Annotated in this window: 16 protein-coding genes and 1 pseudogene; 5 read left to right on the top strand and 12 right to left on the bottom strand. The window is 60.6% G+C overall.

The window, feature by feature from the left end; translation table 11 throughout:
- Positions 1–189: 189 nt before the first annotated feature.
- A complete protein-coding gene (gene katG / locus J2X66_RS19390; protein WP_310267243.1) occupies positions 190–2445 on the bottom strand; it encodes a catalase/peroxidase HPI in 2256 nt (751 codons plus the stop codon).
- A 454-nt stretch (positions 2446–2899) separates the two neighbouring features.
- Here katG and J2X66_RS19395 point away from each other — a divergent pair, with 454 nt between their 5' ends.
- The gene (locus J2X66_RS19395) at positions 2900–3271 is read left to right on the top strand and encodes a hypothetical protein (RefSeq protein ID WP_310267245.1); all 372 of its coding nucleotides are present in this window, start codon (positions 2900–2902) and stop codon (positions 3269–3271) included.
- A 52-nt stretch (positions 3272–3323) separates the two neighbouring features.
- On the opposite strand, the gene J2X66_RS19400 is transcribed toward J2X66_RS19395, so the two are convergent.
- A complete protein-coding gene (locus tag J2X66_RS19400) occupies positions 3324–4184 on the bottom strand; it encodes a CAP domain-containing protein (RefSeq protein WP_310267247.1) in 861 nt (286 codons plus the stop codon).
- Between the two features lie 221 nt (positions 4185–4405).
- Here J2X66_RS19400 and J2X66_RS30300 point away from each other — a divergent pair.
- Positions 4406–5161, top strand: a pseudogene (locus tag J2X66_RS30300) (MCP four helix bundle domain-containing protein); the annotation flags it as partial.
- Positions 5162–5293: 132 nt separating this feature from the next.
- The gene (locus J2X66_RS30305) at positions 5294–6019 is read left to right on the top strand and encodes a methyl-accepting chemotaxis protein (protein ID WP_405046798.1); all 726 of its coding nucleotides are present in this window, start codon (positions 5294–5296) and stop codon (positions 6017–6019) included.
- 131 nt (positions 6020–6150) lie between these two features.
- On the opposite strand, the gene ilvD is transcribed toward J2X66_RS30305, so the two are convergent.
- Complete coding sequence (gene ilvD / locus J2X66_RS19410; protein WP_310267251.1) at positions 6151–7833, bottom strand: dihydroxy-acid dehydratase; 1683 nt, start codon at positions 7831–7833, stop codon at positions 6151–6153.
- A gap of 66 nt (positions 7834–7899) precedes the next feature.
- Positions 7900–8796, bottom strand: coding sequence for a LysR family transcriptional regulator (locus tag J2X66_RS19415; protein WP_310267253.1), 897 nt, complete (start codon positions 8794–8796; stop codon positions 7900–7902).
- 128 nt (positions 8797–8924) lie between these two features.
- Between J2X66_RS19415 and J2X66_RS19420 the strand changes: the two genes are divergently transcribed.
- Both J2X66_RS19420 and treS read left to right on the top strand, forming a co-directional pair.
- Positions 8925–10265 (top strand): MFS transporter, encoded by a 1341-nt coding sequence (locus J2X66_RS19420; protein ID WP_310267254.1) that lies wholly within the window; start codon positions 8925–8927, stop codon positions 10263–10265.
- A 331-nt stretch (positions 10266–10596) separates the two neighbouring features.
- The gene (gene treS / locus J2X66_RS19425) at positions 10597–12663 is read left to right on the top strand and encodes a maltose alpha-D-glucosyltransferase (RefSeq protein WP_310267256.1); all 2067 of its coding nucleotides are present in this window, start codon (positions 10597–10599) and stop codon (positions 12661–12663) included.
- On the opposite strand, the gene J2X66_RS19430 is transcribed toward treS, so the two are convergent.
- From J2X66_RS19430 to J2X66_RS19465, 8 genes are all read right to left on the bottom strand, one after another.
- Positions 12641–13771 (bottom strand): acyltransferase, encoded by a 1131-nt coding sequence (locus J2X66_RS19430; protein ID WP_310267258.1) that lies wholly within the window; start codon positions 13769–13771, stop codon positions 12641–12643. The two genes, treS and J2X66_RS19430, sit on opposite strands and share 23 nt — an antisense overlap.
- A gap of 191 nt (positions 13772–13962) precedes the next feature.
- The gene (locus tag J2X66_RS19435) at positions 13963–15441 is read right to left on the bottom strand and encodes a family 16 glycosylhydrolase (protein ID WP_310267260.1); all 1479 of its coding nucleotides are present in this window, start codon (positions 15439–15441) and stop codon (positions 13963–13965) included.
- A 28-nt stretch (positions 15442–15469) separates the two neighbouring features.
- The gene (galE, locus tag J2X66_RS19440) at positions 15470–16525 is read right to left on the bottom strand and encodes a UDP-glucose 4-epimerase GalE (RefSeq protein ID WP_310267262.1); all 1056 of its coding nucleotides are present in this window, start codon (positions 16523–16525) and stop codon (positions 15470–15472) included.
- Positions 16526–16554: 29 nt separating this feature from the next.
- Positions 16555–17973, bottom strand: coding sequence for an oligosaccharide flippase family protein (locus tag J2X66_RS19445; protein ID WP_310267264.1), 1419 nt, complete (start codon positions 17971–17973; stop codon positions 16555–16557).
- A 13-nt stretch (positions 17974–17986) separates the two neighbouring features.
- Positions 17987–18940, bottom strand: coding sequence for a glycosyltransferase family 2 protein (locus J2X66_RS19450; protein WP_310267266.1), 954 nt, complete (start codon positions 18938–18940; stop codon positions 17987–17989).
- Between the two features lie 16 nt (positions 18941–18956).
- Positions 18957–20270, bottom strand: a complete 1314-nt coding sequence (locus J2X66_RS19455; RefSeq protein ID WP_310267268.1) for an O-antigen ligase family protein — start codon at positions 20268–20270, stop codon at positions 18957–18959.
- Positions 20267–21379, bottom strand: a complete 1113-nt coding sequence (locus J2X66_RS19460) for a glycosyltransferase (protein ID WP_310267270.1) — start codon at positions 21377–21379, stop codon at positions 20267–20269. Before J2X66_RS19460 ends, J2X66_RS19455 begins: the two co-directional genes overlap by 4 nt.
- Positions 21376–22458, bottom strand: a complete 1083-nt coding sequence (locus tag J2X66_RS19465) for a glycosyltransferase (protein WP_310267272.1) — start codon at positions 22456–22458, stop codon at positions 21376–21378. Before J2X66_RS19465 ends, J2X66_RS19460 begins: the two co-directional genes overlap by 4 nt.

Consider the following 22458-nt stretch of genomic DNA (forward strand, 5'->3'; position numbering starts at 1 on the left):
GTTGCTCCAGAGTGGGGGAAGAAGATGTGGCCACTGTAGTGCTGGAGCCCGGTAATGAAAAAACACCCTTGGGCATAGTCGTTATCGAGAGCGTTGATTCCTGGTCAGTGAGGTGTGCGGTCGCTGACACCACCGAGCCGAGTCAGGCCACCCCGGCCCTTGTTACCGGGTCGGGGTGGCACTGGTGCTTCACTTCACGTCAAACCGGTCGAGGTTCATCACTTTGGTCCATGCCGCCACGAAGTCGTTGACGAACTTCTCCTTCGCGTCGCTGCTCGCATACACCTCAGCCAATGCCCTTAATTGCGCATTCGAACCAAAGACCAGATCCACCCGCGTCCCGGTCCACTTCACTTGACCGGTTTTGCGATCCCGGCCTTCAAACTCTTGAGCGGTTTCGGAGGTCGGTTTCCATTCCACGCCCATATCGAGCAGATTGGTGAAGAAGTCGTTGGTCAGCGCTTCCGGTTGCTGGGTGAACACGCCGTGCCGGGTTTGTCCGACGTTGGTGTTCAACACACGCAGGCCGCCGACCAACGCGGTCATTTCTGGCGCGGTGAGCGTCAGCAATTGCGCCTTGTCGATCAACAAGTGCTCGGCCGGTACGCGGTAGTTGGTTTTCAGGTAGTTGCGGAACCCATCGGCAATCGGTTCGAGGAAGCCGAAGGATTCCACGTCGGTTTGCTCTTGTGAGGCGTCCATCCGTCCTGGCGTGAATGGCACGGTGACGGTGTGCCCGGCATTTTTTGCGGCCTGTTCAACGCCTGCGTTACCGGCCAGCACGATCAGGTCCGCCAGCGAGACTTTCTTGCCGCCGCTGTTGAACTCGTTCTGGATGCTTTCAAGTTTCGCCAGCACGTTCGCCAGTTGTTCCGGCTGGTTGGCTGCCCAGAATTTCTGCGGGGCCAGACGCAGGCGTCCGCCGTTGGCCCCGCCGCGTTTGTCGGAGCCTCGGAAGGTCGAAGCCGCTGCCCAAGCGGTGGACACAAGCTGCGAAACCGACAGGCCGGAGGCGAGGATTTTGCTCTTGAGTGCGCCGACATCGCTGTCGTTGACCAAGGCATGATCGACCGCCGGGATCGGGTCTTGCCACAGCAGTTCTTCATTCGGCATTTCCGGGCCGAGGTAGCGGGAGAGGGGACCCATGTCGCGGTGGATCAGCTTGAACCAGGCGCGGGCGAAGGCGTCAGCCAGTTGATCGGGATTGGCCAGGAAACGCCGTGAAATCGGCTCATAAATCGGGTCGAAGCGCAGGGCGAGGTCCGAGGTCAGCATGGTCGGATTGCGCCGTTTGGACGGGTCGTGGGCATCCGGAATGGTGCCGGCACCGGCGCCGTTTTTAGCGACCCACTGGTTCGCCCCGGCGGGGCTTTTGCTCAGTTCCCACTCGAAGCCGAACAGGTTTTCCAGGTAGTTGTTGCTCCATTTTGTCGGCGTGGTGGTCCAGGTCACCTCCAGGCCGCTGGTGATGGTGTCCGCGCCTTTACCGGTGCCAAAACTGTTCTTCCAGCCAAAGCCTTGCTGTTCGAGTCCGGCGGCTTCGGGCTCGGCACCGACATTGTCGGCAGGTCCGGCGCCGTGGGTTTTACCAAAGGCGTGCCCCCCCGCGATCAGCGCTACGGTTTCTTCATCGTTCATCGCCATGCGGCCGAAGGTTTCACGGATGTCCTTGGCGGAGGCGACGGGATCCGGATTGCCCTCAGGGCCTTCGGGGTTGACGTAGATGAGCCCCATTTGCACGGCCGCAAGCGGGTTTTCCAGATTGCGGCCCTGTTCGGTGCGGCTCTCCTCGTTTTCTCCCGGTTCAGCCACGAGCGGGCCGTCGCCGGGTTCTTGCATGGGCTCGTTTTCTTTGCCATAGCGGGTATCACCGCCCAGCCATTTGTTTTCGGAGCCCCAGTACACGTCTTCGTCCGGCTCCCAAACGTCGGGACGACCACCGGAGAAGCCGAAGGTCTTGAAGCCCATGGACTCCAGCGCGACGTTGCCGGTGAGTACGATCAGGTCCGCCCATGAAATGTTGCGGCCATATTTTTGCTTGATCGGCCAGAGCAGGCGGCGTGCCTTGTCGAGGCTGACGTTATCCGGCCAGCTGTTGAGCGGGGCAAAGCGTTGCTGGCCGGAACCGGCGCCACCGCGGCCGTCACCGGTGCGATAAGTACCGGCGGCGTGCCAGGCCATGCGAATGAACAGTGGCCCATAGTGACCAAAATCGGCTGGCCACCAGTCCTGCGAATCGGTCATCAGCGCCGTGAGGTCTCTTTTGACCGCAGCGAAGTCCAGCTTTTTGAACGCTTCGCTGTAGTTGAAGCCCTCATCGAGGGGATCGGACAGGGAAGAGTGTTGATGCAGGATTTTCAGATTCAGTTGATTCGGCCACCAATCACGGTTTGTCGTGCCACCGCCAGCGGCGTGGTTAAACGGGCATTTCGATTCATTTGCCATGTGCGAGCTACCTTTGGTCGTGTTCATCCGGGCTATCCGGCCCTTTGTGGGTTCTGGAATAGCGACGAGCGAAAGCAATGACACAGGCTGCTGGGCCAGCAGTTCGATTCACTGATTGTTTTGATCACACGGCTATCGGAACAGCGAAAAACGAGGTGCAATCACGGTGGCCCACGGCAGGCTTAGTCATGTTGCTGACTCATTCCTGTCTCCTTATCAGCTCAAAACCGGCCGGCTGACGCCAGCGCTGGGATAAGGTTAGACGCGTATCCTCAAGTCAGCTAATAGGAGGAGTATTCGGGGCTGATAGGAAAAAACTTTTATGGGCGGCGTCGGGATTGACTGCCGTGAGGGGCTTGGAGAGCCCTTCAGCACGGGCGAATCAATTTGATTTGTAGAGGCATCATTTGTAGGCTCCGGACGTTTTTCAACTCGACCCTTACAAGGACTCCCCATGGGATTAAGTAAACGCGATCAGACCCACATTGAACGTCGTCTGGTCGCCACCCTGACCGAGGCCTGTGAAACCGCCAAAGCGGAAGTCGTCGGGTTTGACTGGTTGACCCATGATGTCGACTACGCGGCGTTCCCTTCCAGCCTCAGGGTGATCTGGGTTTTCGACACTCAGGCTAACAAGGATCAGGCATTGGCCGGCGGGCAGGGCGAGCGCATGGTCGAACTGACGGCGATAGCATTAGCCGACGCGCAGGTCATTGTCAGTCCGGTATCGGCCCACGTGCAGTTCGATTCAGAGGAACAGTGCCAGCACGCCAATGGCGGCAACTGGCAACAGCGATTGGCGCGCAAGCATCATACGCGAAACTGAAGCCGGCACCCTCCCGGCCCGGCGCTAAAAAACGCAGCAGGCGTGGTGCCGATCAAGGCGCCCCGAACAGCATCGTCCAATACACCCCTTCATCGCTGCGAGCATCCGCCGCATACGCCGCGCCGACCTGGGTAAACATCGGGTTCATCAGGTTCGCACAATGCCCGGGACTGGCCAGCCATCCGGCCATCGCCTTATTCGGCGAGCTCTGCCCAGCGGCGATGTTTTCGCCGATCTGCCGGCCGCGGTAACCGGCGGCCCTGGCTCGATCCGCAGGCATGTCGCCGTCGGGGTCGCGGTGGGCGAAGTAATTGCCATATGCCATGGCTTTGCTGTGCCCTTGTGCGGCAGCGCCCAACGCAGGGTTCCAGCTGAGCGGCCGCGCGGCGGAGAAGCGCTGGCCGCCACACATCCGGGGTTTGGCACGCGCGGCGTTGACTTGCGCCAGCAAGGCTTTGGCAACGGTTCGCGAATCGCCGACCTTGTGATCGAGCACCGGCTGCGCGAGCACCACTTGCCATTCACTTCGGGCGCGGCTGACGCCAATGTCGGCGTATTGACCGTCCAGCAGCGCCCCGCAGTAATCGTCCTGAAGCCTGTCGAACGCCTCATCGGCATCCTGCGCGCCGACCACCCGAATGCTGCGCACCGTCAACGCTGAATACCCGGAAGCCTTCAGCCGATCGCGCAAACCACCGCCATAGCCGATGGGCAACGCCAGGTTGGAATTCAGCGCCAGCGGCGCCAGGCGTTGTGCCGGGCGCCTGTCGCAGCGCTGGGGATGGGCACGGTAGTCGTTGATCGCCGCCACCAGTTGGCGTTCGCCATTGGCATGAGCGGGGGAGGCAAATAGAGCAAACACAGGCAAAAGACACAGCGAGGCGCGGCGCAAGGCGTGGACAGTCGGGTGCATGAGGCGGACAGCTCTGATCAGAGACAACGGAAAGTGGGAATTCACGGCGCCTGTATGACTGGGGTTTTGAAACTAGGTTCAGGAGGTAAGGGCGCAAAAAAACAGCGGCTTTAACTACCGCATGTCGCAAAAAGCGAAAAGGACCGGCCCCGCCTTAAATATGTGGCGTTTACAGTCGATAGCGTTTTCATCATGCCGACGTGCCAACAGAGGGCCGCACCATGTCGATAAAACTCCGTTTACTCCTGTTGATCGGCACCAGTTTGCTGACCGCGCTGATCGTCAGTCTGGTCAGTTACGTGGGCAACGCGCAGATGGCCGATGCGGTGAATGAGAGCGAGGTCAGCATGACCGCGCTGCGCAACCACCTCGAAGCCGACATGATGCACGACGCCCTGCGCGCTGACGTGTTGTCGGCCATGTTGGTGGGCTTGGGCAAAAGCACCAGCAGCAAGGCTGAAGTACACAGTTCCATCGAGGAGCACACGAAGCATTTTCGTGACGTACTGGGAGAAAACCTCAAGCTGCCGGTCAACGACACCCTCACGGTTGCTCTGAACAAGGTCAAGCCGAGCCTCGACACTTACATCAGCGCGGCCGAGCGCATCGTTGGCCTGGCATTGGAAAATCCTGAAGCAGCGCAAAAGGAACTGGGCACCTTCAATACCGCGTTCAGCCAACTGGAAGATCAGATGGCGGCCCTCAGCGAGTTGATCGAAACCAATACTCAACAGACCAGCCAAGGTACCCAGCAAGCCATTCATAGTGCCAACTTCACCCTTGGCATTGTGCTGATCGCCAGCCTGGTGTTGCTGCTGATTCAGGGGCGCTGGGTGATTCTGAGCATCATGGGGCCGTTGCAGACCGCCAGCCGGATTGCCCAAAGCATCGCCCACGGCAACTTGAGCGAACCGATTGTCGAGCCGACGCAAAAGGACGAAGCCAGCGCATTGATCCGCAGTCTGGCAACCATGCAGCGCGACTTGCGCGGCATGATCGAAGTGGTGCGCAGCAACGCTCACGGTGTGAGCGGCATGAGTGATCAATTGAGCAGCGGTTGCCATCAGGTCGCCGACAGCAGCCAGCAGCAAAGTGCCGCCGCCAGCACCATGGCCGCCGCCGCCAGCGAAATGACCGCCAGCATCGAAGAAATTACCCGCCACGCCGAACGTGCGCTAGACATGGCCAACCAGGCCGAGTCACTGGCCAAGGATGGTGGTCGCGTGATTCATCAGGTGGTCGAAGACATGGACGGCATCGCCCGTTCCGCGCAGCAGTCGGCTCAGGTGATCCGCACGCTGGACAAGGAGTCGGAAGGGATTTTCAACATCATTCAGGTGATCAAGGGCATCGCTGACCAGACCAATCTGCTCGCTTTGAACGCTGCCATTGAAGCCGCCCGGGCCGGTGAACAGGGCCGTGGCTTTGCCGTGGTTGCCGACGAGGTGCGTAGCCTCGCCGGCCGCACCAGCGCCTCCACCCAGGAAATTGCCAGCATGGTCGCGCGCATCCAGCAAAGCACCCGCGAAGCGGTGACCAGCATGGAAGCGGGCGTGGCGCAGGTCGACAAAGGCATGGCCGTGACCGCCGACGTCGAGCGCGCGATTCGTGAAATTCTCGACGCGACGCTGAGCACCACGCAACTGGTCAACGACATTACCCGCACCATCGGCGAGCAAAGCCTGGCCAGCAACGAAATCGCCCATCAGGTGGACATGATTGCCGGGATGTCGGAAGGCAACAGCAAGGTGATCGGGCAGACGGCTTCCACGACCGATGAATTGTCGAGCCTGGCGGGGAAGCTGTCGCAGTCGGTGGATAGGTTCAGACTTTGATTTGATATTGCCTGTATAGACGCCATCGCGAGCAGGCTCACTCCTCCATTGGATTGGTGAACAACCGAGATCCAATGTAGGAGTGAGCCTGCTCGCGATGGCAATAGCTCAAACAATACCAATCCAAAACCCTAAAGATACTTATCCGTCACAGCCCCTTCCGAAGCACTGGACACTGTCTTCGCATATTTCGCCAACACCCCACGTTTGTACTTGGACTCCGGCCGCACCCAGCGGGTCTTGCGTTCAGCCAACACGGCATCGGTCACGTCCACCGTAATCAACCGGGTTTCCGCGTCAATGGTGATCCTGTCGCCATCCTCAACCAAGGCAATCGGTCCCCCCTCAAACGCCTCCGGCGTGATATGCCCCACGACAAATCCGTGCGAGCCACCCGAAAAACGCCCATCAGTAATCAGCGCCACTTCCTTGCCCAACCCTTTACCCATCACCGCCGAAGTGGGCGAGAGCATCTCGCGCATACCCGGCCCACCCTTGGGCCCTTCATAGCGGATCACGATCACATCGCCAGCCTTGACCTCACCATTGAGAATCCCGGCCAGCGCGCCTTCCTCACCGTGATAAACCCGGGCCGTGCCTTCAAAGCGCAAACCTTCCTTGCCAGTAATCTTGGCCACGGCGCCGGTGGGTGAGAGGTTGCCGTGCAGCACCACCAGGTGCGAATCCTTCTTGATCGGCGTGTCGAAGGGCAGGATCACGTCCTGGCCTTCGGGATAGTCGGGTACATCTTTGAGGTTTTCCGCCAGGGTTTTGCCCGTGACCGTCAGCACATCACCGTGCAGCATGCCGGCGGCGAGCATGCGTTTCATCAGCGGCTGGATACCGCCAATCGCCACCAGTTCGCTCATCATGTATTTGCCGCTGGGGCGCAGGTCGGCGACCACCGGCGAGACCTTGCCCAGTTCGACGAAGTCGTCCAGCGTCAGGTCGACATCCACCGCGTTCGCCATGGCCAGCAGGTGCAACACGGCATTGGTCGAGCCGGCGAGGGCGATAACCACGCGGATCGCATTTTCAAAGGCCTGGCGGGTCATGATGTCGCGGGGTTTGAGGTCCAGCTTGAGCAGTTCCATGACCTGCTGGCCGGCGCGGTAACTGTCTGACGCCTTGTCAGTGCCGATCGCGTCCTGAGAACTGGAACCGGGCAGGCTCATGCCCAACGCTTCAATGGCCGAGGCCATGGTGTTGGCCGTGTACATCCCGCCACAGGAGCCGGGGCCGGGAATCGCCACTTCTTCGATCTGCTTGACTTGAATCTCGTTGATATCCCCCCGCGCATGCTGACCCACAGCCTCGAACACAGAAATAATGTCGGTATGGCCCGCACCCGGCCGGATGGTGCCGCCATAGACAAAAATCGACGGGCGATTGAGCCGCGCCATGCCGATCAGGCAGCCCGGCATGTTCTTGTCGCAACCGCCGACGGTCACCAGGCCATCAAAGCCTTCGCAACCGACCACGACTTCAATCGAATCGGCGATCACCTCACGCGACACCAGCGAATACTTCATGCCTTCGGTGCCGTTGGCGATGCCGTCGGAAATGGTGATGGTGTTGAAAATGACGCCTTTGGCGCCGGCTGCATTGGCACCTTTTTCGACTTCAAGGGCGAGCTTGTCGATGTGCATGTTGCACGGCGTGACCATCGCCCAGGTGGACGCGATGCCGATCTGCGGCTTCTGGAAGTCGGCATCGGTGAAGCCCACGGCGCGCAGCATGGCGCGGGCGGGCGCGGCTTCGATGCCGTCGATGACCTGGGAGGAGTATTTGCGCAGATCGTCTTTGTCGCTCATGACTTTTGCTCACATCAGCAGACCGTATCGGCAAGGATTGAAGTCTAGACCCGGGTGCGGCAAAAATCAGTTCCCCTGCGCGCACACCTCACGAACGCAGTCGCGCAACCACCGATGCGCCGAGTCCGCATCCATGCGCGGGTGCCAGAGCATGGAGACCGTGATCGGTGGCGTCGGGATCGGCAGGGAGAAACTGTGCAACCCCGCGCGCAGGTTTTGCGTGTGCCGTTCGGGGACGGTCGCGATCAGGTCCGAGGCGCGGGCCAGTGCCAGTGCCGCGGAAAAACCGCCGACGATGGTGACGATGTCTCGCTTCAGCCCCAGTGATTGCAACGCCTCATCCATCGGCCCGCGGTCCCGTCCACGTCGCGAGACCAGAATGTGCCGGCCAGAGGCGTAACGGGCGGGGGTAATCTCGCCCTCGTTCAACCCGTGCCCGGCGCGCACCACGCCGATAAAGCGGTCCTGAAACAATGCGCGGGTGCGCACTTCGGGGCTGGTGGTGTCACCGACCACGCCGGTTTCCAGATCGACGGTTCCGTCCCGCAGCAGCGCGCTGTCCTTGTTGAGTTTCTGCAGGAAGTGCAAACGCACGCCGGGCGCTTGCTCGTTGAGACGGGCGATGAGTGCCGGGCCAAAGTTTTCGACGAAGCCGTCGCTGGTGCGCAGGGTGAAGGTTCGGGTCAGGTGCTGGAGGTCGAGTTGCTCGGCGGGGCGCAGTACCGCTTCGGCGTGCTGCACCAATTGGCTGACGTGTTCGCGCAGTTCCAGCGCTCGCGGTGTCGGCACCAGCCCACGGCCGGCGCGCACCAGCAGCGGGTCGCCGGTGGTTTCGCGCAACCGCGCCAGCGCCCGGCTCATCGCCGACGGGCTCAGGCGCAAGCGTTGGGCGGCGCGGGCCACGCTGCCTTCGGCGAGCAAGGCATCAAGGGTAATCAGCAGGTTCAGATCGGGCGTGGTCATGGCTGAACGTTAGCACGACTTGGCGGTGACATGGCGTTGTGTGCATGTGTCAAGTGCAAACGCTGCGTCTTCCGCCATGCCAACGGTGCGCTTACGCTGAAAGCCAATCTTTCAGAAGGGGCCTGCCCATGAAAACCCTCACGCCTTCCACCCCGGTCCGCTGGGCGCTTGCCAGCCTTTCGCTGTCGATGTTGATGCCTTCCCTGGACACCAGCATCGCCAATGCCGGATTGCCGACGTTGGCTCAGGCTTTTGATGCCGCGTTTCAAGACGTGCAGTGGATTGTCCTGGCGTACCTGCTGGCGATCACGACGTTGATCGTCAGCGTCGGACGACTCGGTGACCTGATCGGGCGCAAACGCTTGCTGTTGGGTGGCATCCTCATTTTTACCCTGGCTTCGCTGGGCTGTGGGCTCGCGCCTTCGCTGGGCGTGCTGGTAGCGGCCCGTGCCGTGCAAGGTCTGGGGGCGGCGATCATGTTGGCGCTGACGGTGGCGTTTGTCGCCGATACGGTGCCGAAAGCGCAAACCGGCAGCGCCATGGGCTTGCTGGGGACGATGTCGGCGGCGGGCACTACGCTAGGACCTTCGTTGGGCGGTGTGCTGATTTCCGGGTTTGGCTGGCAGACGATCTTCCTGGTCAACGTGCCGTTGGGTGTTTTGAATTTTGTACTCGCTTACCGCTGTTTGCCGGCAGATCGGCCGGTAGCTCGGCGTAGCGCTTTCGACTTCCCGGGGACGCTGCTGTTGGCGTTGACGCTCGGTGCGTATGCGCTGGCCATGACGTTGGGTGAAGGGTGGGTGCTGCTGATTGCTGGTGTCGGTGGTGGGGTTTTCCTGTGGGTCGAAGCGAGATCCACGTCGCCCTTGATCAAGCTGGCGCTGTTCCGTGAGCGTGGCCTGGGTGCGAGCCTGGCCATGAGCGCATTGGTGTCGACGGTGATGATGTCCACGCTGGTGGTCGGGCCGTTTTATCTCTCGGGCACGCTGGGGCTGAACGCCGCGCTGGTCGGGTTGACCTTGTCGGTCGGTCCGCTGGTGGCGGCGCTGGGCGGGATGCCGGCGGGGCGTCTGGTGGATCGATTCGGGGCGCAACGCATGACGGTGGTCGCACTTGCGACCATGGCGTTGGGCGCGGGGGTGCTGACGATCATGCCGGCGGGTTTTGGTGTGCCTGGCTACGTCGTTCCCATCGCGGTGATCACCGCCAGTTATGCGCTGTTTCAGGCGGCGAATAACACCTCGATCATGACAGGGGTCAGTGCCGATCAGCGCGGGGTAATTGCAGGATTGCTCAGTCTGTCGCGCAATCTGGGGTTGATCACAGGGGCCTCGGCGATGGGCGCGGTGTTTGTCGGTAATGGCATGCGGGTGACGTTTGCGGTGGCGGCGGGGTTGATCGTTTTGGCTGTGGTGATCGCGTTACGTACCCAAAAACCTGAACTCACCGCTATCCCTTGCAGGAGCTAAGCTCATTCTCGGTCGGATCCGAACCACCACCCTGGTTCAACGCCGCTTCCAGCGACAAGTGCTGGGTCAGGGCCGCTGTAATAATCGGTGGTGAGACGGCCCTGCTGGCGCAGACGGTCTTGTCCTTGGAACTGGAGACCGCACCGGGCCTGGATGCACCCAACACCAGGGCATCGGCATTCATTCCCGCGTATCGGCGCCGATACCTTCTACTTGAAAGCGTTCGCCGGTCAATGCAACGAATCCCGCCACAGGGCCTCATATAAAAACGAGCGACGCCCTATGAACACGGGCCTCGCGCCTCTGACTTCAATGACAGGTGATTGTTTTTATGACCGCAGCGGACAAGAACCATGTGATCTGGCTGGTTGAACAATCCATGCTGCACGCCGCCCGGCAGCGGGCCAGGCTCTATTCCGGGCAGGGCCGTTTGTGGCAGCAACCCTATGCGCATACCCGGCCGCGCGATGCGTCGGCGTTGGCGTCGGTGTGGTTCACGGCGTACCCGGCGTCCATCGTCACCCGGGAGAACGGCACCGTGCTGGAAGCCCTGGGCGATGAAACCTTGTGGCATGCGCTGTCGAGAATCGGCATTCAGGGCATTCACAATGGCCCGCTGAAAATGTCCGGCGGCCTGACCGGCACCGAACGCACGCCGACGATTGACGGTAATTTTGACCGCATCAGTTTCGACATCGACCCGCAGCTGGGCACCGAGGCGCAGTTGCAGGCGCTGGTGCGCATGGCCGCCGCGCACAACGCAGTGATCATCGATGACGTGATCCCGTCGCACACCGGCAAAGGCGCGGATTTTCGCCTGGCCGAGATGGCGTACGAGGACTATCCCGGCCTCTACCACATGGTGGAAATCCGCGAAGAAGACTGGCCGTTGCTGCCCGACATCGCCGAGGGCCGCGATGCGCAAAACCTCAGCCCGTTGCAGGTCGACGTGCTCCGCGACAAGCACTATATCGTCGGCCAATTGCAGCGAGTGATCTTCTTCGAGCCCGGGGTCAAGGAAACCGACTGGAGCGCGACACCGGTTGTGGTGGGCGTCGACGGCAAGCCGCGCCGCTGGGTCTATCTGCATTACTTCAAGGAAGGGCAGCCCTCGCTGAACTGGCTGGACCCGACCTTCGCCGCGCAGCAGATGATCATCGGCGACGCGCTGCACGCCATCGATGTGATGGGCGCGAAAATCCTGCGTCTGGATGCCAACGGTTTTCTCGGCGTCGAACGCAAACTCGACGGCACCGCCTGGTCGGAAAGCCATCCGCTGTCGATCACCGGCAACCAGTTGCTGGCCGGGGCGATCCGCAAGGCGGGCGGCTTCAGTTTTCAGGAACTCAACCTGACCGTTGATGACATCGCCGCCATGTCCCACGGCGGCGCGGATCTTTCATACGATTTCATCACCCGACCGGCCTACCAGCATGCGCTGCTGATGGGCGATACCGAGTTCCTGCGCCTGATGCTGCGGCAGATGCACACCCTCGGCATCGATCCCGGCTCGTTGATCCATGCCTTGCAAAACCACGACGAACTGACCCTGGAACTGGTGCATTTCTGGACGCTGCATGCCCACGACAACTTCCTCTATCAGGGGCAGACCTTCCCCGGCAACATCCTGCGCGAGCACATTCGCGAGCAGATGTATGAACGCCTGGCCGGGGAACACGCGCCGTACAACCTGAAATTCGTCACCAACGGCGTGTCCTGCACCACCGCCAGCATCATCACGGCCGCGCTGGGAATTCGTGATCTGGACGCGATCACCACGGCGGACATCCAGCAGATTCGCCAGGTGCACTTACTGTTGGTGATGTACAACGCGATGCAGCCCGGCGTATTCGCATTGTCGGGTTGGGATCTGGTCGGTGCGCTGCCATTGCCGGCCGAACAGGTCGCGCATTTGATGCACGACGGCGACACCCGGTGGATTCATCGCGGCGCTTATGATCTGGTCGACCTCAACCCCGAAGCAGAACATTCCGCCGGGCAGATGCCGCGACCGAAGACGTTGTATGGCAGCCTGACCAGCCAATTGAAGGATCCGGATTCGTTCGTCTCGCAACTCAAGCGAATCCTCGCCGCACGCCGCGCCTACGACATTGCCGCCAGTCGCCAGATCCTGATTCCGGATGTCGAGCATCCGGGGCTGCTGGTCATGGTCCACGAATTACCGGCCGGCAAAGGCACGCAAATCACTGCGCTGAACTTCGGCTCCACGCCGATCACTGAAACCCTGCACCTGCCCAACATTGCGCCGGGGCCGGTGGTCGACATCATCAATGAGCGGGTCGAAGGAGATCTGACGCCTGAAGGGGAATTCACCATCACGCTGGATGCGTTCGAAGGATTGGCGCTGCGGGTGGTCAGCGCTTCGCCGATGATTTAGGGTGTTGGCTCGGCGGTTGAGCGTCCACTTGACGCTCAACCGGCTGCAGATACGTGGGCTTATTCGCCTCGACACGCTTGAAGGAGAATGTCAGGGCTTTTTTAATGTGCCTGGCAATGGGGGTTTCTATTTTTGTGTGGATGACATGAGACGCACCGATCATCAACGCGATAGAGCCCCACAGCAGGACGTGCGGGTTTACCGCCGGATAGGCGATGTTGAAGATCATGAAGCCGATCATTTGATGTATCAGGTAAAGCGGGTAAGTCAGCGCGCCTAATGCCGTCCAGTTGAATGCCCCCATGCCTGCTGTCTTGTTGGTTGCGACCAGCAGGAACGTCATGAAAAACAGGATGATCATGCTGCAGACGATCAGCGGATCGAAGTCGGTTGGGTATTTGGTTTCGAGCAATTCGGCCCATACGATGGCGGTGAAGCAGGCCAATGCCAATGCGCCTGCCAGGAGCAGCACGCGTCTTTTGGTGAACCCCTTGGCCCATATCATGTAGAACGTCGCACCCGCGATGAAATAGGCGGCGTAGTCGGTAATTAATGTCGAGCGCAACTTTTCAAAAGCGAATACTTCGGCGCTGGCAGAGATCAGTAGCCAGCACACAAGAAAGGTTTCTATTTTTTCTATTTTCTTGAAGGCCAGGAGAATGGAGATCATCAGGTAAAATTTGATCTCTACAAATAGCGACCAGTAAACGCCGTCTATGGGCTCGACACCCACAAAGTCGCCGAGCAAGGTCATGTTGATAATGTATTGATAAACAGTAGCGGTGTATCGCGGCTGTCCGATGGCCAGCGTGATCAGAAAAGTCAGGGTGCAGCACACCCAGAAAGCAGGGTAGAGGCGAATGGCGCGGGAAATGAAAAATGCTCTGAGATTATTGCCCGACGCGGTCATCAGAATGACGAATCCGCTGATCATGAAAAACAGTTCGACGCCCAAGTAACCGTATTTGGCAGGCTCTGCCAACAGCGGATAGGGCATTTCAGACATGTCGCCTTTTGCATACCCGCGAAAAGCATAGTGAAAAAACACCACGGCGAGCGCTGCCAGGAAGCGCAGCAAATCCAGTTCATTCAGCCGGCGTTTGATCACGTACACACTCCAGATGGATTGGTGCTGATTGACGACCGACCTCCCTGTCGATTGAACGCTGAGCCAGCGCGACCGCGCGCGGGAATGATCGGGCGTGCGGTTGGGGCTGGAATTCTGTCGACTCGCCTGCTCGAACGAAAGTTCAGGGCTAATCGGAGGCACCTGACGGGCTGATCCATGATTGATAAACGCTACTGGCTGCGTTGCCACACCTTGACGTAATCGACCCTGAAGGTAGAGGGCAAGTCAGCATCGTCGACCACGCCGAACCATTGCCACATGGCCTCACTGTCGAAGACGATCTGCATCGGAAAGAAGAAATTGGTATTTTTCGATTCCCGGACCAGCACGCCATCGACGTACCAGCGCAGGGTGTCGGGCTGCCAGTCGAAGCCGTAGACATGAAACGTACTCGCCAGGCGCCAGGGGCTGACCCAGTTGCTGCCGTTGGCGATATGTTCGGTGCTTTGCGGGGTGGCCCATACGTGGGCGTTCATGTTGTACAGCCGGTCGAAGGCCGCGTTTTTGGTCTTGCCGCCAATTTCGAAGATGTCGATTTCGGTGGCGTTGTCTTCCATACCCGTCCAAGCCAGCCAGAAGGCGCTGGAACCTGCCGAGTCCATGGGTTTGGCGCGTGCCTCGTAGTAGCCGTAAAAACCGCGGTCGACCGTGCGCACCATGGCGGAGGAATAGTCCTTGAAACCCAGGTCCACGTACTTCTGTGGCAAGGCTTCCTTGCGAAAGACGATGTTCAGGTTGCCGTTGGCCACGAACGAATTGGCCGGCTTGAACAGTGCCGGCTTGCGGCCCAGGGATTCATTCCCCTGGGCATTGTTGACGTGCCAGCGCACGGGGTCGAGAGCATCGCCATTGAAGTCATCGGACAGGTTGCCGTCGAATATCCAGTTGCCGGCATTGGCCTGATCGGACAGGGGCAAGCTGGCGTCGAGGGGTTTGGGCAACGTGCCCAACGGTCCGACCCGGGTCCAGGTATCCGCCTGCCTGGGAACGGCAATCGACCATTTGTTCGCCAGGTATTGATACGCCTCCTGTTGCTGCGCAAGGGAGGCGAACGGGCGGTCGTACACCAGCACTTCCGCGATATCGCCTTTGAAATTATCGGCGTTGCCGATTACGTTGCGCCCGACCGCGTAGGGGCCGATGGGCACGTCCTGAAGTTCGAGGACGGAAAAGGTCGGCGCGTAGGCGTCCGCCTGTCGCAGGCTGATGGCGAAGTTCGGCAGCACATTGTCGTTATCGACGCTGTTCGGGCGCGAGCTGAACAGCCGCTGCCACGGGTCTGCCGGAGTCTGTTCGGGCCGCCGGCGGGAGACGATCAGCAGGGTTGCCGGACCCTTGTCGGCGCGGATGGTTTTGCCCAGCAACGCCGAAGTGCCAGTGAAACGCACCACCGCGTTTCCGTTCAGGGCGTTGGCCACGCGCTGCGGACGCGAGGATGCAATGGCATCGTCGACCGTGGCGTGGCTGGATTTGCCGGACTTGTCATTCCATTGCTCGAGGCGGTCTTGAGCATCGACACTCATGCTCGACGCATCGGCCGCGTCCAGCCACAGCACCAACCCGGCGGCGGGCGGACGGGAAGGCGCTGGCGCGGCGCTGCACGCCAGCGAAACCGAAAACAGCAGTCCCCACAGACAGTCTCTGAGCATGTGTTTTCCTTGCCGTTGGAACGACTGCCTACTTCACCGCCGTCAATGCCGGGACGTCGAATGAGGATTGATAGCCCTGCGGATTGCACGACTGCCAACGCCAGGAATCCTCCATCATCTGATCCAGATTGCGTTGCGCGCTCCAGCCCAAATCCCGTCCAGCCCGGCTCGGGTCGGCCCAGCATTGGGCGATATCTCCGGGGCGGCGCGGGGCGATGCGGTACGGAATGGCAATGCCGGTCACGTCTTCGAAACTGTGGATGATCTGGAGCACGCTGTAGCCGATGCCGGTGCCGAGGTTCCAGCAGTGAAGGCCGCCCATGTCTTGCAATACCTGCAGCGCTTTGAGGTGACCATTGGCCAGGTCGACCACATGGATGTAGTCGCGCACGCACGTGCCGTCCACGGTGGGATAGTCGCTGCCGTACACCGTGAGTTCGGGCATCCGTCCAATCGCGACCTGCGTCAGGCACGGCAACAGGTTGTTGGGTCGGCCCTTGGGATCTTCGCCGAGCATCCCGCTTTCGTGCGCGCCAATCGGGTTGAAGTAGCGTAGCAAGGCGATGTTCCAGCGCGAATCGGAGTGGCACAGGTCGGTCAGCAGCTCTTCGATCATCAGCTTGGTCCGGCCGTAGGGATTGACCGGTTTGCCCGTGCCGAGGTCTTCGGCAATCGGTATTTGCGTGGGGTCGCCATACACCGTGGCCGACGAGCTGAACACCAGGTTGAATACTTCATGGCGCAGCATCGCCTGGCAAAGATTGAGCGTCCCGGCGACGTTGTTGGCGTAATAGTCCAGTGGCTTTCGGACGCTTTCTTCCACGGATTTGAGACTCGCAAAATGCACCACGGCGTCGATGTCGTAACGACTGAAAATCTGCTCGAGCAAAATCGGGTCGCCCATGTCGCCATTGATGAAATCGACCCGGGTGTGAGTCAGTAGCTCAAGGCGCGCGATGCACTCTCGGCAGCTGTTGCACAGGTTGTCGAGTATCAGCACACGGTGTCCGGCGTTGATGAGCGCCAGGGCGGTATGCGAGCCGATGTAGCCCGCTCCGCCGGTGATCAGCGTAGTTTTGCGCATGGTGAGGTGTTCCTGTTTTGGGACTGAATTCAGCGGGCGGTGAATACCGATTTGAATTCTTGCGGCCAGCGCGGGTGCATGAGGCTATACGCCACGGCATAGCTCAGCGCGCCGGCCACGATGCTGCAGATCAGGTGCAAGTAACCTTCAAAACCCGATCGAGAAGAAACAAGGAGAACGATCGCGGCCATGACGAGCGAGGCAATCACGCTGCGACAGTTGGTGTCGAAAAACAGCCGCCAGCCATAGCCGATGGCGCTGTTCAAGCCACGGATCTGCAACGGCGTGATGATCACCATCCGGGCCAGTAATGCCAGGGCGGCGGCCATGCCGCCATAGAGACTGCCGAAGCCATAGACCAGCGCCAGTGCCAGTACGGTGGTTGCCACTTCGGCTTTGATGGTCAGGTGACTGCGATTGACCGCGACCAGCGCAGTGGTGGCGTACATGGCGATATTGCCAATGGCTGCCGTGCACGCCAGCACCTGCAACAGGGGAATGGCCTCGGTCCATTTGGCGCCGAAGATCAACAGGATCACGTCGTGAGCGGTGAGTGCGATGCCGATGAACAAGGGCGTCAGCAGGAAGCCGCTGACGGCGGTCGAATCGCTGATGATCGCGCGCAACCGTGATGGATCGGCGCTGCGCCGGGCGAACACCGGCAGCGCATAGCTCAGCAGGCCGTTGTAAATCGCCGTGCGCGGCAGCTCGATGATGCGCATCGCCATGTTGAACATGCCGACCGCGTTGGCGCCGGCCGTCATGCCCAGAACCACGTTGACCCCGCGCTGCAGCGTTTGCGAACTCAGCGCGTTGACGGCTACCGGCGCACCGGCCTTCAACAGTTCGCGCAAGAACGGGCCGTCAATATGACAGGCAATGCGTCGCGGGTCGGCGCGCATCAATACAACGATGGACACGAACTCCATGATCAGTGCCTGGGCAATGACCGCCCAGGCCCCCAACCCCAAAAGCGCGACAGCGACCCCGCCGACGCCACCACACACTTTGCCCAGCAGCGTGCGCGACGCCAACGTCTTGAAGTCGCCGCTACGGCGCATCTGCGCCACATAGACACGCGCCATCATGGTGAACAGAATTTTCACCGAGGCCACCGCCGTCATCCATTGCAGCACCGGGTCGGGCGTATACAGAGCTGCCGCCCCCGAGATGACGACTATGGACATCAGACTGACGAGTACCGCCGCCCAGAAGGCCGTGGAAATGTGGTTGTCCTCCAGCCGTTCGAGTCGCACCAGCGGGTCTTCCAGTACCGATGAATACACCAGGCCGATCAACTCGACGATGGCAATGATCACCGTGCCCACACCCAGCTCGGCGGGCGACAGCAGCCGGGCATACACGACAAAGGTAATCATCGACAGGAAGATCAGGCCGAATTTCTCGGTGAAGATCCAGATCAATGTCATCAGACGATGATTGGCCATGGCGGGTACCGGTTCAATGAGCGGTGGTTGACGCCGTTGCGTTGCGCCATGAGCGGGCGCAGGCATTGAGGTAGCGCAAGGTCGGTTTGCCGTTGGCGAAGATCAGCGTTTGCCAGGAATAGTCCAGCATTCGCCGGTAGACGCCGATCACGTCGGCATACTCGCCTTTGCGGGAAAAGGCATTGAGAAAGTCAGTGTGGTTGCCCAGCACGAAATCGATCCGTTGCTGTTTGGTCAACTGCGCGCCGTAGCGGGCGAGGTACACCTCGATGAACCTGATTTTGTTCGGGTAGTACTTCTTCGGTTGCGCGGTCATGTTGTTGCCATTGACCGTGCGCTCCAGCAGCACCTGCGGCACCGTGTGGATCTCCCAGTGTTCGGCGATCCGGGCCCACATGAAGCGGTCTTCGGAGTAACGCAGGCTGGCATCGAAGCCGCCGTATTGCATGATCACGTCGCGCTTGACCAGTGCGGTGGATACGCCATTGAGGACGTTGGCGTGGATGAAATCGTAGAAATGCCGGCCGTTCTTGCGCAGATTGTCCAGTTGCCGCCTGCCGTCGCTGTAATTGACCTGCGTGTAGCAGTCGATCAGCCCCACCGGCCGGCCTTGACGACTGAGTTCGTCATACAGGGCCAGTTGCAGCTCCAGCTTTTGCGGACGGAACTGGTCATCGGCATCGAGAAACGCGACAAACGTCTCTTCAGAATGCCGCAGACCGTGGTTGCGGGCGCTGGCCTGGCCTTCGTTGGCCTGGTGCAGCAGCGTCAGGCGAAACGGCGCCGCGAAGGCTTTGACCCGTTGTGGCCCGTCATCGGAGGAACCGTCGTCGACGACGATGACGTGGTCGGGCAGTCGGGTTTGCCCGGCCAGGGAGGTCAGCGTTTGCTCAATGCTGTCGGCGCCGTTGTACATCGGGATCACGACACACACTGAATGCGGTAAAGACGGGGCTTGGTCTGACACGGGTGATTCTCCTTTTTTACGCGTTGGCTGAATCGCGCGGGAATGCTTGGCCAGACGGACGCTGACGCACGGGTGACGATGACAACTCGGGACAGGTCGCGTGGTGATGCCGGAAGGACAGGGCCAGGGTGCAGAACACCAGGAACTCGGCGGAGCGGTAGTTGGGAATCACGTACGCCACGTAGTTGGTGATGATGAACAGACCGATGATCACCAAGGCGCTGGCGCGAAATTGCGCAGACTGGTTCGCCGTCACGGCCCTGTACTGTTTGAGCAGTGCTTCAGCGAACAGCAGAGCCAGCGCGGCCAGCTGAATGATGCCGCCATTGAGCAGCGTTTCCATGTAGCCGCTGTGGGCATTGCCGATGTAGCCCCAACGCTTGATGAACGCGGCAGCATCGGGGCTCGACCAGAAGGCGCCGAAGCCGTAGCCCTTGAGGTACTGATCGTCGACAAACGGCCCGAGCAGCTCCCAGATCATCGTTCGGTCGGTGAGTGACGGATCGCGACCGGCCATTTCCAGGACCACCGCAAAGTTGCTGTAGAGAAACAGGCAGCCCAGCAGGTAGACGAGGGTGCAGCCGAGGAACAACAGCTGCGATCGGTTCATGCGCAGACGGATCAGCGTCAGGAAATACCAGTAGCTGATGGTGCCGGCAACGACCAGCACCACACCGGTTGCAGATTGGGCGAGCAGGATCGCAATCAGCGAGAAGAACGAACAGAACAGTGCCCAGCGGTTGCGCTGACGAATCATCGGCAGCAGCAACAGGATCGCGATGGCGTTGATCCGCGCGCCGGCATTCTTCTCCATGAAAATCCCCTTGAACGCGCCTTCGCGAATGCCGCCGGAAACGAACGCGGCACTGGGCATCACCAGCGCCAGGATCAAGCCGATCAACGCCGCCGCGCCAATGGCGCAGCCGAGCATGAAGGTGATTTTTTCGAGGCTGTAGTTGTAGGCAATGAAGCCTGCAAAAAACACCACGCTGATCATTGCGACAAACCGCTTGAGGCTGAGCATCGGGTCGAAGGACCAGCCGATGGAGGCGATCACGCAGAGCAGGAACAGCAGCAGAAAGAAGTTGCCCCGGTAAAAGCTTTTACTGAGGAACACCTTGTTGCGGATGAAGAAAAACAACGGCACCAGCAGCGTGATCAAACCGCAGACCTGGTTGGTCACGTTGCCTTCGAGGTCTTTGTCGATGTCGTCGAAACTCGAGGCGCTGCCCAAACCAAGGACAAAGGAAATCACCTGGATGTAAAACAGCACGCCGAACAAGGTGAAACCGTCACGCAGGGTGGAATAGCGGATCTCCAGTCTGTTCATGGCGAGGGGCTCCCGAGCAGGGCGGTGAGGTAGGTTTTCACCGCGCTGGCGTTCATGAACCGGGCCGCCGCATCGAGGCGGGCCTGGCGGTGTACATCGCGTGGAGTGGTGAGTTGCAGGGCAATCGCCTGCGACAGGGCAATCGGGTCGTCGACCGCCACGAGGGGGGCGACGACGCCATTGATCAGGATGTCTTGCGGGCCATGGGGGCACCGGGTCGAGACCACCCGCGTGCCGGTGGACAAAGCTTCGACCAGCGCGTTCGGGCTGCCTTCGAAACGCGACGACAACACGAAGCAATCGGCCGCGGCCACTTCCGCCATCGGGTCATGGGTGTAACCCGGCAGGTCGACCCGATGCTCCACACCCAGTTTGCGCGCCTGCGCCAGCAAACGATCGCGCAGTACGCCTTCGCCAAAAATGATCAGGCGCGCACTGCGATTGGGCAGCGCGGCGAACGCGGTGATCAAGGTGTCGAAACCTTTTTGCGGCGCCAGGCGGCCCACGGCGACAATGACCGGGCTCGACGCTTCCAGCAGCCAGCGGTGGCTGGGCGGGCGTGGCGGTTTGTCGCGAAAGTCGTTGTCGAGCACCGGGTTGTCGGCAATGGTCACGTCCTGTCGGCGCGCAATAGTCGTGTCGATCAGGTCCTGGGCGACGCCACGCGACACGCAAATCACCGGGTTGGGAATCAGTCGATACAGCAACGGCGCTACGCGGTAGGCGATCCGTACCATGAGGTCGGGGTTGACGTGCTTGTCGTGAGAAAACGCATTGCGCTCGCTGACGTGCAGCCGGGCCAGCGTCCCCGACAGCGCGGCGGCAACGATGGCCACCACGTTGACGTGAGTCAGCGCTGCCAGTTGTGCGTCGAAACGGTTTTGCCGAAGGAAGCGCGCCAGCGCCGGCACCGCCCTTGAACTGCGCGGGCTGCCCAGTTCAACCTTTTTTACTCGGGGGTCGAGGTGTGCCACGTTGAGGCCGCCGCCGGTGAGCATCAGCAGGGTCACGTCGTTGCCCGCGTCCACCAGCGCACCGGCCAGGCGCGTCATCATTTTTTCCGCCCCGCCTGCGCTGAGGTCGTGGAGGATAATCAGCAGCTTTTTCATTGGTTCCATACCTGGTAATACGCCTGCGCGGCGTCCTGGCTGGTGTACTGGCGGATCGCGTCACGGATCATCTCCCCGCTGATCGCCACCTGACCCAGCAAAAACAGGCTTTGCAGCATGCCTTCGGCCAGCGCCGGCACGTCGTTGACGTTGACCAGCTGGCCGAGTCGGCCGTGGTCCAGCAGTTCCCGGGGCCCGGTCTCGCAGTCGCACGCCAGCACCGGCGTACCCAGCGCCAGGGCTTCGATCAGCACGGTCGGCATGCCTTCGTGCAGCGAGCTGAGAATGAACAGTCGTGCCTGTTTGAGCAGGGGATAGGGGTTACTCAGGAACCCGGTGAAATGCACCCGGTGCGCGATGCCCAGGCGGTTTGCCTGAATGATCAGCGCTTCGCGCAACGGACCGTCACCCGCGATCACCAGGTCCGGCACGGCTTCGCTTTGCAGGGCCATGGCGTAGGCATCGAGCAGGAGGTTAAAGCCTTTGGGTTCGACCAACCGGCCCAGCCCCAGCCAGTAGTTGCGGGGAACTTCGGTGGGCAACGGACCCTTGGCGGCGCGCAGGAGCTGGTCGGTGATGACCGCGTTGGGGCAATAGCGGATACGCTGCCGACCCCACGGCATCATCTCGGCCAGGGATTGGCGCAGCGCGGTGGACACCGCCACCACCTTGCCGCTGCCACACAGGTACAGCGCGTAGAGCAGGCGCAGGCTGGTGGGGCCGGTTTTCTGTTCCGAGCAATCGAATGATGCGTGACGGCTATAGATCACCTTGCAGGAGCTGCCGAGGGTGGCGAACCACGTGCACAGGTTGGCCTGCTCCTTGGCGGAAATGAGGTGGGTGAAGCCTTCGCGGTGAATCAGCCGGCGTAACTGGACGATCGATTTGAGCATCCCCCAAAGACCGCTGCCATCGCCGTCATTAAGACTTCGCACGCCTTCAGTGTCGGGCGTGTCGCCGTTGATGACGAAGAAGCTCACATGTTGGCCGTCCTTGAGAAACTGCTCGGACAAGCGCTGCTGAACGCGCTCGACACCGCCGCCCGAAGTGAAATCCTTGAGGATGAACAGAATGTGCAT

The organism is Pseudomonas sp. 3296 (genome assembly GCF_031456615.1).
GTDB classification, from domain to species: domain Bacteria; phylum Pseudomonadota; class Gammaproteobacteria; order Pseudomonadales; family Pseudomonadaceae; genus Aquipseudomonas; species Aquipseudomonas mucoides.